Below are 14,146 nucleotides of genomic sequence, written 5' to 3' on the forward strand. Positions count from 1 at the left end.
GGAAGCCGTGATTTGGTGCAAGCGTGCCGCAATTTCGGTGCTGCTTTCCACGTTATCACGTTTCACTGTGATTCCTGCCATGCGCTTCAAAATCCAAGGCATCCTCCTTCTCGCGTTTGCGTGCAGCCCGCTTTCCGCAGCGCCCAAGCGAATCCTCTTCCTGGCCGGGCATGATACCCATGCGTGGGGTCAGCACCGGCATGGCGCGGGCAGCCGCCTGCTCTGCGATTCGCTGAAAGAGGGCGGGGACGTGGAGGCGGAGGTCATCACCGAATGGCCCTCCGCCGAGGCGCTGGCGAAGGCGGATGCGCTGGTGATCTACGCGGATGGATGGGATGCGCATCCCGCCAATGACAAGCTGGCCGAGGTGGAGGCCTTCATGAATGCGGGCAAGGGGCTGGTGGCGCTGCACTGGGCCACGGGCATCCAAGCGGCGGACCCGGCCAGCAAGAACCAGAAGGACGACCCGCGGCGGATCAAGTGGCGGGAGCTGATGGGAGCGGACTTCGAGGCCTACTATTCGATCAGTAATTTCTGGGAAATGAAGTCCAGCGAGCACGCCGATCACCCGGTGATGCGCGGAGTGAAGCCCTTCGCGCTCTACGACGAGTGCTACTTCCTGCTGCGCGAGTGCGATCACGATCATGGCAAGGTGCTGCCGATGTTCCGGGTGCACCCGGCGAAGGATCTGGTGGAGCCGGGCCTGAGCCCCTACCGCGGCAATGATGCGGCACGGGCCGCAATGGAATCGGACACGACGCATTGGGATGCCTGGGCCTTTCCGCGGGCGAAGGGCGGTCGCGCCTTCGGATTCACGGGCGGACATTTCCTCTGGAACTGGGCAAACGACGAGGCACGAAAGATGGTGCTGAACGGCATCCTGTGGAGTGCGGGGGCCGAAGTGCCCGCGGAGGGCAAAGGATCCAAGACACCGGATGCGAAGCGCTTTTTAGCGGGGCAGGAGAAGGAGAATCCCGGGTGGACCGAGGAAGCGCTGCAATACCATCTGGATCGCGCCGCGAAAGGCGAGATCGTGGAGTGGGGGAACTACTCGAACAAGCCGCTGCCCGCGCCGCCGGTCTCGCTCTTCGATGGTAAATCGCTAGAGGGTTGGGAGCTGCGACCCGGCGAGGAAAAGTGGTGGAAGGTCGAGGACGGCATGATCACCGGCGGCTCGCTGGAAGTCGAAGTGCCGCATAACACCTTCCTCGCGAGCAAGAAGCGCTACGCGAACTTCGAGCTGCGGCTGAAGGTGAAGCTGAGCAAGGGCAGCGGCTTCATGAACTCCGGGGTGCAGATCCGCAGCGTGCGGCTGCCGGATAATCCGGAGATGTCCGGCTACCAAGTGGATGCAGGCATCGATTGGTGGGGCAAGATGTACGATGAATCCCGTAGAAACAAGGTCGTCGGCGAACCGTTGGATGCCGCCGCGATCAAGGCGGCGGCGAAGGACTGGGACTGGAACGACTACGTGATCCGCTGCGAGGGCCGCCGGATCCGGAGCTGGATCAACGGCGTGCCGGCACTGGACTACACCGAGCCGGATGCGGCGATTCCGCAGGAAGGCTTGATCGGGCTCCAGACGCATGGCGGGGGGAAGCTGCTGGCGCAGTTCAAGGATATCACCATCGAGGAACTACCCGCCACACCGGGGATGCCGAAGTGGGAGGATGCCTCCAACCGTTCGCCGGAAAGTGAGATGGCTTCGTTCAAGCTGCCGGAAGGCTTCGAGGTCGAACTGGTCGCCTCCGAGAAGGAGGGCGTGGGGAAGCCGATCACGATGGCTTGGGACCATGCGGGGCGGATGTGGACGATGACGGCGCTGGAGTATCCGGTGGATGCGAACGAGAGCCAAGCCGCGGCCGAGGCCCTGTATGAGGAAGGTGGGAAGGACAAGGTGCTGGTCTTCGACGAACCCTGGAAAGCCGGGCCGCAGACGCCGCGGGTATTCGCGGACAAGCTGGCGATCCCGCTGGGGATCCTGCCGTGGAAGGATGGCGTGCTGGTGCAGCACGGCACGGAGATCCGCCGCTATGTCGACGAGGACAAGGACGGCAAGGCGGACAAGCACGAGGTGGTGCTGAAGGGCTTCGGGATCCAGGACTCCCACCTCTTCCCGCATCAATTCGAGCGCAGTCCGGGCGGCTGGTTCTATCTCGCGCAGGGGCTCTTCAATTACTCCAAGGTAGTGCGGCCGGATGGCTCGGCCTTCAGCAGCGGCGAGACCGAGGTGCCGCTGAACCAATGCAAGCTGGCGCGGGCCAAGCTGGATGGCTCGGACTTCGGTCTGCTCACGGCAGGGCCGAACAACATCTGGGGCTTCGCGATCGGGAAGGATGGTCGCGAGTTCCTGCAGGAGGCGAACGACCTCGGGCATCCGGTCTCGGAGTTCATCGATGGCAGCCACTACCCGACCGGATCGCCGGAGAAGCTGAAGCCCTATGCGCCGCAGGTGCCTGCCAGCACGCCGGGGCAACCGATGGGAGGCACGGGCCTAAGCGGCCTGATTCTGGCGGACGATACGGACAGCGCCTTCGCCGCGAAATGGCCGGGGCAGCGGGTCTTCTACATCGCCAACCCGATCACCAACCGGATCCAGATCGTCACGCTGGTAGAGAACGAGAAGGGCGAGCCGGTCTATAAGAAGCAGGAGGACTTCCTAGTTTCCACGGACGATTGGTTCCGGCCGGTATCGATCCAATTCGGACCGGACGGCTGCCTCTACATCGCGGATTGGTACAACAAGATCATCTCACACAACGAGGTGCCGCGGAATCATCCGGAGCGCGACAAGACGCGGGGCCGGATCTGGCGGGTGAAGGCGAAGGGCTTCCAAGCGGAGCCGGCGCCGGACCTGACCAAGCTGCCTTCCGACAAGTTGCTGGGGCTGCTCGGCGCGCCTAACAACCGGATCGGACGGATGGCTTGGGAAGAGATCGGGGATCGTGCGGAAGCGGGCCTGCTGCCGCAACTGAGTGCGATTGCGACGGACGAAGCGCAGCCGCTGCCGCGACGCATGGGTGCGCTGTGGGCGGTGCGGGAGATGCGGGCGCTGAACCGGGACGTGCTGCTGAAGCTGGCCTCCGACAAAAGCCCGGACCTGCGCCGCGAGGTGGTGGAGGCGGCTGCGGATGCGCGCCTCCTAGGTGGGAATCTATTCCTGCGGATGATCCATCACGCGACCGAGGCGGATCGGGACTTCGGTGTCGATTGTGCGCTGGCGAATGCGCTCTACTATCATCAGGAGCCCACCACCGCGATGGTCTCTGCAATCGCAGCGCTGGCGCCTGCTCCCGCCGAGGGAAACGATCGGAGCGCGTATGAGGCGAACTTCCTGCGCTATCTGGTGCGCCGCGCCTTGGAGGCGCATCCCGGGGTGACCTGGACGGCCTTCGGCAATCCAAGCATGGAGTCGGAAGAGGCGAAGCGGATCTGTGTTCTGGCTTCCGCGCCCGATGACGGGGCGCTGGCATTGGTGAAGCTCCTGCCGAAGATCACGCGCCCGCTTGATTCCGATGAGGTGGCCTTGCTCGGTTCGCGTTTGGCGCAGCCCGCGGTGGCAAAAGCCTTCGGCCAGGAGCTTGAGCGGAAGTCGAGCCGGGAGGGATTGTTGCGGGCGTTGCTGAGCTTGGATCCGGTGGCGGCATCGAATGTGGCGCTTCGCCATGCGGTGACGGCGGCAACGGAGCAGATGCTGAAGGAATCGCCAGACAAGCTGAGGCTGGCAATGGATCTGGCGCGGCGCTTCCGGATCAGCACGCTGGCTCCGTCGTTCCAGGCGCTGGCATCGAAGGAGGAACGACCGGCGGAGCTGGCGGGTTTGCTTCGCACCTTGAACGAGATCCAAGCTGCAGATGCGGCGATGTGTAAGCTGCACCTGGATCATGCCGATCCCGCCGTGGCGCGTGAGGCGATGGTGGGATACGCGAGTGCCGGTGGCACTGCGGCGGTGGAGGAGATCGCGAAACGCTGGGCGGATCTCTCCGGTGCGATGCGTCAGTTCGCGGTGAGCGGGATGGTCTCTAACAAGGAGTCGGCACGAGCTTTCGCGAGGGCGGTAGCACAGGGTGGATTCGCGGGCTTCGATCCTTCCGCACTTGAGAAGCTGGCGGCGGTGCTGGGCCGTGGGCATGCGGATTTCGAGAAGCTGCTGACGAGCGTGGAAGGGATCATGCTGCCCGCGCTGAAGTTCCCGGGGCGGCAGGATGCGGTGTTTCAGGGCGGCTTCGATCTGACCGGTCCTTTCACGGTGGAGAGCTGGGTGAACTTGGAGGCGGGGATCGACAATCGCGATGGCCTGCTGGGCACGCGCGGCGGTGGTCCGGATATCAATTTCTACGATGCACGGCTGCGGCTCTACAGCGGGAGCGCGGACATCGTGATCGCGGACCGGCCGATGGAAGCGGGCAAGTGGACCCACTGCGCGGTGACTCGCGATGATGCAGGTAAGGTGGCGCTGTACTTGGATGGCGAAGTCGTGGGGAACTCGGCGGGGAGCTTCACGGCGGCGATTCCGAGGGTGGATATTGGTCGGGCCAATCAGCCCGGCGGGACCTCCGGGAGTTTCCTCGAGTATCGGATTTGGAATGTGGCGAGGACGCCGGCGGAGATCTTGCAGAACTACCGGACGCGACTGCCGCAGGAGGCGAAGCCCGCGGGGCTGGTGATGAAGGTGACCGGCGAGAAGCCGGGGCCGGGACCGGCCGGTGGTGCAGCGATGGAATGGACTGCCGACTTCCCCGAGCTGCTCACTCCGGAGGAAGCGCAGGTGCTGGCCGGGAAGTTCGAGCGGGTGCGGGGGCTGGCGGCGAGTCCGGGCGATGCGGCGGCGGGCAAGCAGCTTTTTCAAGCGACCTGCATGATCTGCCATCAGGTGCAGGGGCAGGGAATTGCGATCGGGCCGGATCTGAGCGGTGCGGGGGCGATGGGGACGGAGAGCCTGCTAAGGAATATCCTGACGCCGAATGCGCAGTTGGAGAGCGGCTACTACCGGCATGATGTGGCGCTGAACGACGGGAGTCTGGTGAGCGGGTTCCTGGCTTCGGAGAATCAGGAGATGCTGGTGCTGCGGCAAATCGGGGCGGATGAGCGGGCGATCCCGAAGGCGCAGGTGAAGGACCATACGGTGTCGAAGCGGTCCTTGATGCCGGTGGGTTTGATCGATGGGTTCACGGACCGGCAGGTGGCAGATTTGTTTTCGTATCTGGCGGGGTTGAGGTGAGGGGGACGATTATCAATCTTCCGATCATCTAGCGGAGTGCGCGTTGGCGCGCGGTGGGTGTGGGAGGAAGTTTGCTAGTTTTCAGTGTTCAGTTGGAAGGAAAGGCAGGTGCCGAGTGATCAGTGGAGAGAGAGGAGATGAGGCCCTTGGGAGGGAAAAGATAAGAGCTTGTGAACGGCATGGTTGCGCGGGAGCTCCTTGTGCCCCTTCAGGGCACCGGTCCTTTGTCGGGTGACACCCAGGGTTGCGTCGCGATGCTCCTTACTCTGGGCTTTCTTCTTGTCGCCCCTTTGGGGCTCTGGAGGGGCCGGGGCTTACCCTTGTTGAAGGGGGCTTCAGGTGAAAGCTCACTTCTTGGCCGGGTCGTAGAAGATCCGGATGTCGGCCTTCTCGCCGCCCATGAGTTGTTGGGCGCGCTTGAGGGCGTCGCGGGTGGAGATGTTCGGGTTGCTGGGGCGATTGAGGAAGATGTTGCTCTCGCCGCCCTTGCGGTTCGCGCCTTCTTGGACGGTGTTGAGCACGCCGGAGTTTTTGAGTACGCGATAGACTTCGCGGGTGGCTCCGGAGATGAGGACGTGGCGGTCGTTCGCGCGCATGAACTTGATGAGGTCCTCCAGCGCGAGCACGGAGGTGGCATCGAGATGGCGGGCGTTCTTGAGGCGCAGGATGAGGATCTTGAGAGAGGGATCCGCGGCGGTGCGCTGGATCTGGGTGCGGAAGAGTTCCGCGGCGCCGAAGAAGAGGTCGCCCTCCACGTGAACGATCGAGATGGCGGGATTCGGGCGCTGGCGTTTCTCGCCCATCTGGCGAAGTTCGCCCGCATCGTTGAACTCGTACTCGACGAGGTGAGGGCGGCTGGCCTTGCGCAGGAAGAGGGTGATGGAGACGGCCACGCCGATGAAGATGGCGACGTGCAGCGGCGCGATGAGCGTGGAGAGGAAGGTGATGACGAGCACCGCGGCATCATCCGGGGTGGAGCGGGCGCAGATGCGGATGTTGTGGCGGTTGATCAGGGCCAGGGCGATGCCGATGACCAAGGCAGCCAGCGCGGCCTTCGGCACGTAATCGATAAGGGAGATGCCGAAGGTGGGCAGCCATGCGATCAAGAGCGCGGCGGAGAGCACGAGGACGCCCGAGTAGACCGATGACATCCGGGTGAGCGCGCCGGAGCTGAAGTTCAGGGTCGAGCGGAGCAGGGAGCCGGAGGCGGGCATGCCACCGGCGATGGCCGAGGCCATGTTTGCCATGCCGACGGCGAACATGTCCTGGTTCACATCCGCGCGGTCGCCGGAGCGGGAGGCGATGGTCTTCGCCATCAAGGTATTCTCCAGACAGGCGAGGAAGGCGATGGCGAGGGCGACGCCGAGTAGGGCGGAGATGTCCTCAAAGATGCCGCTGCGGGTGAGCTGCGGGAAAGCGGGTATGAGGTCCTGCGGGGTGAAGGTCTTGAAGCGGGCGACATTCGCGAAGGGTTCGACGCCCTGCTGGATGAGGGTGCCGAAGACCGCGGAGACGAGGATGAGGATGATCGCGAGATTCGGCCAGCGGGGCTTCCAGCGCTTCATGATCATGAAGGCGGCGAAGGTGACCGCACCGATGATGACGGGCCCCCAATCGGCATGATGCAGCGAGCGGAGCAGGGCCTCGACCAAGCCGACGAAGGTGCGCGGGCGTTGTTCATCCACCTCGTAGGCGATACCTAACAGGTGCTTGAACTGATTGGTCATGATCAGCACCGCGGCACCGGAGACGTAGCCCACCAGCACCGAGCGCGAGATGTATTGGAGCAGGTCCGCCACGCGCAGGATGGCGCCGAGGACGCAGAAGATGCCGACCATCATGACCAGCAGGGAAACGAGCTGGGTCTCGCGGACGGCCAGCATGGGCTCCACGGCGAAGAAGCCGAAGAGCATGAAGGCGGTGGCATTCGTGGGGCCGAGGATCGTGTGGCGTGATCCGGCGAAGAGCGGGGCGATGATGGAGGCGGCGGCCGAGCAGGCGATGCCGAAGACGATGGGCAGCTCGGCGATGGCGGCGTAGGCGATGCCCTGCGGGATATCCAGCAGGGAGACATTCAGGGCGGCCTTGCCGTCGGCGCGGAACTTGTCCTTGGTGTAGTTCCGCAGGGTCTGGCGGATCGGCAGGCCGTCGAGCTTGCCGCCGCGGAAGAATTCCACGAGGCGTCGGAAGATGCGGCGCGGGTGGAAGTGGTGGCTCATGAGTTCGCCCCTCGCTTCAGCGGAACCGGGCGCGCCTCAGCAGATAGAGGCCTAACAAGATACACACGATGTTCGGTCCCCACAAGCCCGCGAGCACCGCTTCTTTCGTGGTGCCGCCGCCCATGCCGCAGATGAAGTAGGCGGCGCCGATCAGGAGGCTGAGGATCAGGCCGGTGGAGGTGTCCTTGCGGCGGGCCTTGATGCCGAGCGGAACCCCGATAAAGGCGAAGGCGAGGCAAGCGAAGGAAGAGGAGTAACGGCGCTGGGCCTCCGCCCAGTAGCGGCCGATGGCGTAGCGGGGAGGGAGGCGGCGATTGTCGAGATAGGTGTAGATCTCGTCGTTGGTCATCGCGGAGGGCTTGTCCTTGCGGGCCCGGAGCTCGAAGGGCACGACGGCGGGAACGGCCTCGCTGGAAACGGCGATCTCCGGCTTGCCGTCATCCTTGGTGGACTCGAAGTAGGCGTCGAAGAGGTGGAAGCGGAACTCCTTCTTCACGTCATCGACCACGGCTTGGGCGCGCATGGCGTGGACGTAGCGGGCGGGGCCGGGTTTCTCGGCGTTGGGGTCCGGGATGACGAAGAGATGTAGTCCCTTGAGGTTGGTGCCATCGGACTCGTCCAGGTAGACGCGTGCGTTCTTCGCGCTCTCCTCGAGGCGGTCGAGACCATCCTCCTCGGCAGCGGCGCGGAGCATGCTGCGGGGGTCCATGAAGAAGGCGCGGATGAGGATGTCATCGGCGAACTTGTTGGACTTGGGGGCGACCTCGACATTCAGCCAGAGGCAGAGGGCGGAGAGGGCCGCGCCGATGACGAAGACCGGGGCGGAGAGGCGGGTGAGGCTGATGCCGGCGACGCGGAAGCCGGTGAGCTCGTGATCCGAGGACATGCGGCCGAAGACCAGCAGGACCGCGGAGAGGAAGGCCCAAGGGATGGTGTAGATCAGCGAGAAGGGGATGACGCTGATGAGGAAGTCCCAGATGATCGAGATGGGTGCGCCGAATTCCACCAGCAGCGGGCGGATCTTTTGGAACACGCTTCCCATGATCAGGATCGTGCTCAGCAAGAGGATGGCGAAGACCGTCCCCATGAGGACCTGACGGCCGATGTAGCGGTCGGAAAGACGCATGCGGTGGCGGGATACTGTCGCCCGCCGGGGGGGCTGTCCAGAGGGGAGTCAGGGGGGGGAGGGCTGCGGGCGATGCCACTAACGGTTAGCGAATGTGGTCAAAAATCCTTGCGGTGGCGGACGAGGCTGCTTTCCTGCCGGTCGAATTTGTCGGGGACGCTGTTTCCGCCGGGTTCGAATACCTCCTCACGGCGGCACGGAGCCTGCTCCTGCCGCTATTCCCAGCCAGCCCGAACTCTCACACATGTCCCTACCGACCGATTCCGGGGATTCCCGGTCACCTCTCAGTCCGTCCCGTCGCGGCGTGCTTGGCACCCTCGGCTTCGGAGCATTCACCTTTCTCGGCTCCAATACGCCGGCTTCCGCGCTTTTCTCTCGGAAAAACGACGCGCCGAAGGTGACGGTGAATTCGTCGTCCACGAACAATCGCGGGACGACCGCTGTCCGCGCCGCCGCGCTGGACCTTTCCGCGCTGCCGCCCGAGTGGGTGGCTCGCCAAGGGGGCGAACTGAAGGTTTACGCCGCCTATTTGACCTCCGTCCGCTTGCAGCGCCTGACGCCGCAGCAGGTGATCGAGGCGCACGCCAAGAAGCACGGTCAAGTCTGGAACAGCCTGCCGCCGCGTAGCCTGTGGCGCCAGATGGTGCCGACGCTGCGGGTGCTCGACCGCGTGGCGATGGAGCTGGGTCAGCCGGTGGATGAGGTGGTTTCCGCCTATCGCTCACCGATTTACAACGCGACCTGCTCGGGAGCCCGCCGCGGTTCCTGGCACCAGGCGAATGTGGCGGTGGATGTGAAGTTCTCGGCCTCTCCGTCCACGGTGGCGGGTGCGGCGCGTTCGCTGCGTTCGCGCGGACTCTTCCGTGGTGGTGTGGGCCGCTACGGCACCTTCACCCACATCGATACCCGCGGGCAGAACGTGGATTGGTGATCCGCGGCGCGGATGCCGGACAGAAAAGCTTTTGAAGGGGCTTGGGGTTTACTTTCCCAAGCCCTTTTTCACGAGGTCTTCCTTCCACGCCAGGTCGCCGTCTTTCTCATCCTGGAGGTAGACTTGATAAGCCTGGCGGAGCTCGGTGATGCGTGACTCGACATTCTCCGGGGTGAGCCGGGTGCCGTATCCGGAGAGCTTCGGGTCCTTGATCTCCCAAGCCATGAGTTGGGAGAGCATGGCTTCGCCGACGTCCTTGGTGAAGTGCTCGAGGTCGCGCCAGTGGACGAGCTCGGAGGGCTGGCCTTCGATGGGGCGGACGCGTTCGCGGTTGTAGGGGTGGTAGGAGTAGAAGTCCCAGAGCTCCACTTCCGGGCCGTTGCCGGTGGAATTGACACGATGCACCATCTCGACGAGGGCACGGCGGTCGGTCTCGAAGGGAACCTCGGCGTTCCCGATATCGGCCGACTTGGCTTGGAGCAGGACGTGATTGGGGTGGAGGAAGAGGATGAGGCGGGCGCCTTTTTCCCGTGCGTGGCGCATCATGGCTTCGAGAGGCTCGGCCTTCTTCGGGAAGACCTTGGTGCCTTCGCCCGGCTTCTTGGGGACACGGGCGTCGTCGACAAAGCGGTTCTTGATAAAGTTCAACTGGCCCTTGCCGGGGCTGGCCGCGCCGCCGCCACCGGTTCCGCCGGGGCGATCGCGGAAGCCGCGGGAGTTGTATTCCGCCGGAGTCTTCTTCCACTGCAGGCCCAGGGTTTCGAGCGAGGTCTCGAGGGTGGACATGCCGAAGATGTAGCGCAACTCGCGGTCCAGCACGCCGTCCGGATTGAGCGGGGAGGAGACGAAGTCGACCATCGGGCGGGTGTCGATCGAGTTCGTCAGGTCGCCCGGGTCGATCCCGAACACGAGGATCTCGGCCGGCTGCTTCGCGAGGAAGTATTCCGCCATCGCGATGTTCTCGTAGAGGAAGGCTCCGGGCATGCCGAGATTCACGGCCTTCTTGCCGGCCCAGCCCGGGGCATCCGGATCGAGCGAACTGATCACGCGGGAGGAGCCGAAGATGCCGACCTGCCAGTCGGCATGCGAGCGGATCAGGCCAGCCTTGCCGGTGCGGGTGCTGGCGGAGATATCGCGGTAGGAATCCGCCCCGGCGCTGGCCCATGGCGCGCCCGTGGTACGGAAGGGATCGACGCGGGTGTTGATCGCGGCTGCGATCAGGCTGGCGGCAACCAGGGTGGCCAGCATCACCATCGCGTAGCGGCGGGTATGACGGGTCGCTCTCATTTCGCCGCTTTCTTGATTCCGAAGAGGTTGCGGAGCCAGCGCTTGAAGGCTTTCTTCCGGTAGCGGCCGACCTCGCCCAGCATGTGATCCGCGTAGAGGCGGTTGATGGCGGGGGACTCTTCCACCTTGGCCGGATAGACGAGCGGGAAGCTCAAGGCCGCGGTCCGGGCCCGGGCCACAAAGCTGGAGGAATCGGTGGTGTGGGTGGCATCATCGCCGAAGCCGAGATTCGAGATCTGGTTCACGGCGGTGGAGATGCAGAGACCGCGCTGCTTCATCACGGCAAACTGCCACTGATAGTCCCACACGTCATGGTGATGATGCTTGATGGTGGAGACCACGCGATCGCGATGGGCTTCATGACGGACCTTCTCCACGCCGGCGGTGGCGAAGGTCGAGGCGGGTTCGTCATGGACGCCCTTCACATCGTAATCGAAGTGCTGCCATGCGCGGGCCCACGAGGCCCAGCCCCATGCCTGGGCATAGCGTCCGAAGCCAAAACTATCTCCGCCGTAGATGGCGCGCGCTCCCGCGGGCGCGAAGTTGTTGCCATTGATGTGCATCACCCGAGCGTCATCCGCGTAGCTGGCGAGCATCTCGGCGCAGAAGGGGAAGAAGCTGGGTTCGGGCAGGCAATCGTCCTCCAGGATGATACCGGCTTCCTCCTGGGAGAAGAACCAAGTGATCGCATTGCTCGGGCCGCGGCCGCAGCCTTGGTTCACTTCCGAGAAGCGCGTCTTGAGTTCGCAGGGCCAATCGACCTTCGTCGCGAGCTCGCGGCAGCGGGCGGTGAGTTCGGCATCCGTGGGGCGGGAATCGCGGGCACCATCCACTGCCAGGTAGAGCCGGGCGGGGCGGGCCTGCCGCACCCGCTCGAAGACCTGCTCCGCGAGATGCGGGCGATTGAAGAGGATCATCAGTACCGGCGGGCACGGCTTTCCCGCATACCCGGAGGGCGTGGCGGGATCGGGATCGTGCTCGGGCATAAAAGGCTGCCCTTTGGAATCGCGCATGCCCCGCGAGTGCAACGAAAATCGCCCGCTGTGGGTGCCGGATGGCGGAGGAATCAGCGCTGGGCTGCCCGGTAGCTGACTTGCTGCCGGGTCTTCTTCACGGCGATCCCGCGGGCCATGGCGGCAGGTGTTTGCAGGCGGCTGACGATGTCCTTCCGCACATTCGGGTCGCAGGACATCAGGGCATGGATCGGGCAAGAGACGGTGATGTTCATGGCACGCTCCCAGTTGCAGCTCTGGGAGGGCACGATCATCATGTCCGCACAGGTGCGATAGGTGACGGCGGGGATGCCATCAAGGCGGTTCTCGGTGGCAGCGAGGCGGGTGAGAAACTCGCTGCCGGGGCGCATCTGGTGGGCACCCTCGCCATACCACATCCAAGCCATCTTGGTGCCGTAGTGCGGGGTGGCCACGGTGAAGATCCCGTCGCAGCGCTCGGCACCGTCAAGCTCCTGAAGATAATGGCGCCCGATCAGGCCGCCCATGCTGAAGCCGACGAGGACGAAGCGCTCGTTGTTCTTCCACTTCGCGTCCACGGCATTCTTGAGCTGTTGCGCGAGCAGGGGCAGGCCATCGCGGGCATCCGCAGGCTTCAGGGAGGGGCAGATGCACTCCACCCCATTGGCTTCCAATTCGCGACGCAGGCGGCCGAAGCAGCGCCACTCATTCTGGAAAATGCCGTGCACCATCACGACCCGGCGGGTCGGGATCGGCTGGGTGTCCGCGGCGAAGGCGGAACTGGCGAAAGAAAGGAGGGCGAAAAGACAGGCCAAGGCTTTCGTCATCGGCCGGATGAAAGCAGAGATCGCACCATGCGCAATCTAACGATCAGCCCGGAGGCCAATCGAGCTCCCGGCCCCCCAAGATATGGATGTGGAGATGGGGCACGGTCTCGCCGCCATCGGAGCCATTGTTGATGACCAAGCGGAAGCCGGTTTCGCCCAAGCCCTGCTCCAAGGCGACCCTGCGGGCGGTGAGAAGCAGGTGTCCGAGCAGTTCCTGATCGCCATCTTGTGCCTCCGCGATGCGCGGGATGAGCCGCTTCGGCACGAGCAGGAGATGCACCGGTGCGCCCGGATTGATATCCCGGAAGCAGGCGCAGAGATCGTCCTCGTAGAGGAAGTCCCCGGGGATCTCGCGGGCGATGATCTTCTCGAAAATGGTCTTGGACATGCGGAAAGCTAGGGTCTTCAGCGCTCGGCATCCAGCCTGAGTCGCATCGGCCTGCGCATGGGATGGCGATCGCGGTCGATCTCATCGAGGAAGCTGCGCAGATCGGCAAGCAGGACATCGCAGCGCTGGTCCCACTTCTCCACCGAGCAGAGGATGAGCGCGGCCTCCTTCAGGCCGGTGAAGCGGATCTCCTCCGCGCCGGCATTCCGCAGTTCGTTGAGCTCGTCCCGCAGCAGGCCGTAGAAGGCCAGCTCGAAGCCATTACCCGCATCCTTCGCCAGCTTCACCAGCGAGAGCGGCACGGGTGGTGCCAGCGGTTCGAGCTTCTCCGCGATGCTCTCGCAGCCGATCCGCACCAGCATGTGGCGCATCCGGTCGAACAGGTCCGGGAGCGGCAGGAGATTCAGCGGGCATTTCGTCTCCAAGTACTTCTCGATGCCCATCCGGATTTCATCGACGAATGGGAAGTCGTGGCGTTCGGCCGCGAGGGCGGCACGACGCAGGGCCACCGCCAGCCAGGCGGTGTCGTAGTTCATCACTTGATGGCGCCCCACCTGGATGGCGGGGCGGGAGCCGATAAGGGAGATCACGTCAGGGTGGTTCGGATCAAGGTGGGGCGGGTGTGGGCGGGGTTCGGGGTTGCAACAGCAGGGCGATAAGGGAAAGGGGTCAGTCCTTGAACAGGCGGCGCTGCATCGGATCGCGCGATGGTCGGCGCTCCAGTGCCTGGATCTCGCGGATGAATTCGCCAACATCCTCGAACTGCCGGTAAACGGAGACGTAGCGGACGTAGGCCACCGGATCGATCTGATGGAGCTTCTCCATCACCTTCGCTCCGATGTTCGAGGAGGGGACTTCGGACAGGTGGTCCTGATGGAGTTCCGTGAGGATCTCTTCCACGGCGCGATCGAGGCGATCCATGGAGACCGGGCGCTTCTCGCAGGCCTTGATCATGCCGCCGATGATCTTCTCGCGATGAATGGCTTCGCGGGTTCCATCCCGCTTCACCACGCGCAGTTCGGTGCGTTCGATCTGCTCGTAAGTGGTGTAGCGGTAGGTGCAGCCCAGGCATTCGCGGCGTCGGCGGATCGTGGTGCCGTCCTTCGACATCCGCGAGTCGAGCACCTTGTCCTTGAATGAACCGCATTGAACGCACCGCATGAATCCCCGAAAAAG

The 14,146-nt window shown here is 64.2% G+C and carries 10 protein-coding genes; 2 read left to right on the top strand and 8 right to left on the bottom strand.

Annotated features, from left to right (window positions below; all coding sequences use genetic code 11):
- The first annotated feature begins 79 nt into the window (after positions 1–79).
- Complete coding sequence (locus tag OJ996_RS09575) at positions 80–5,221, top strand: PVC-type heme-binding CxxCH protein (RefSeq protein ID WP_264513331.1); 5,142 nt, start codon at positions 80–82, stop codon at positions 5,219–5,221.
- A gap of 347 nt (positions 5,222–5,568) precedes the next feature.
- Here OJ996_RS09575 and OJ996_RS09580 read toward each other — a convergent pair whose 3' ends face one another.
- Together OJ996_RS09580 and OJ996_RS09585 are read right to left on the bottom strand one after the other, a co-directional pair.
- Positions 5,569–7,440: a SulP family inorganic anion transporter gene (locus tag OJ996_RS09580; RefSeq protein WP_264513332.1), complete on the bottom strand. Its 1,872-nt coding sequence runs from the start codon at positions 7,438–7,440 to the stop codon at positions 5,569–5,571.
- Positions 7,441–7,456: 16 nt separating this feature from the next.
- Positions 7,457–8,566, bottom strand: coding sequence for an LptF/LptG family permease (locus OJ996_RS09585; RefSeq protein WP_264513333.1), 1,110 nt, complete (start codon positions 8,564–8,566; stop codon positions 7,457–7,459).
- A 244-nt stretch (positions 8,567–8,810) separates the two neighbouring features.
- Between OJ996_RS09585 and OJ996_RS09590 the strand changes: the two genes are divergently transcribed.
- Positions 8,811–9,497 (top strand): D-Ala-D-Ala carboxypeptidase family metallohydrolase, encoded by a 687-nt coding sequence (locus OJ996_RS09590; RefSeq protein ID WP_264513334.1) that lies wholly within the window; start codon positions 8,811–8,813, stop codon positions 9,495–9,497.
- A 48-nt stretch (positions 9,498–9,545) separates the two neighbouring features.
- Here the strand turns inward: OJ996_RS09590 and OJ996_RS09595 are convergent, their stop codons facing one another.
- From OJ996_RS09595 to nrdR, 6 genes are all read right to left on the bottom strand, one after another.
- The gene (locus OJ996_RS09595) at positions 9,546–10,784 is read right to left on the bottom strand and encodes a hypothetical protein (protein ID WP_264513335.1); all 1,239 of its coding nucleotides are present in this window, start codon (positions 10,782–10,784) and stop codon (positions 9,546–9,548) included.
- Positions 10,781–11,797, bottom strand: a complete 1,017-nt coding sequence (locus OJ996_RS09600; protein ID WP_264513336.1) for a hypothetical protein — start codon at positions 11,795–11,797, stop codon at positions 10,781–10,783. Before OJ996_RS09600 ends, OJ996_RS09595 begins: the two co-directional genes overlap by 4 nt.
- A 53-nt stretch (positions 11,798–11,850) precedes the next feature.
- Positions 11,851–12,582, bottom strand: coding sequence for an esterase/lipase family protein (locus tag OJ996_RS09605; RefSeq protein ID WP_264513337.1), 732 nt, complete (start codon positions 12,580–12,582; stop codon positions 11,851–11,853).
- Between the two features lie 43 nt (positions 12,583–12,625).
- The gene (locus tag OJ996_RS09610) at positions 12,626–12,970 is read right to left on the bottom strand and encodes a histidine triad nucleotide-binding protein (protein ID WP_264513338.1); all 345 of its coding nucleotides are present in this window, start codon (positions 12,968–12,970) and stop codon (positions 12,626–12,628) included.
- Between the two features lie 17 nt (positions 12,971–12,987).
- Positions 12,988–13,560, bottom strand: coding sequence for a hypothetical protein (locus tag OJ996_RS09615; RefSeq protein WP_264513339.1), 573 nt, complete (start codon positions 13,558–13,560; stop codon positions 12,988–12,990).
- A gap of 79 nt (positions 13,561–13,639) precedes the next feature.
- On the bottom strand, positions 13,640–14,131 hold the full coding sequence (gene nrdR / locus OJ996_RS09620; RefSeq protein WP_035616205.1) for a transcriptional regulator NrdR: 492 nt from the start codon (positions 14,129–14,131) through the stop codon (positions 13,640–13,642).
- Positions 14,132–14,146 lie beyond the last annotated feature (15 nt).

The organism is Luteolibacter rhizosphaerae, from assembly GCF_025950095.1.
GTDB classification, from domain to species: Bacteria; Verrucomicrobiota; Verrucomicrobiia; order Verrucomicrobiales; family Akkermansiaceae; genus Haloferula; species Haloferula rhizosphaerae.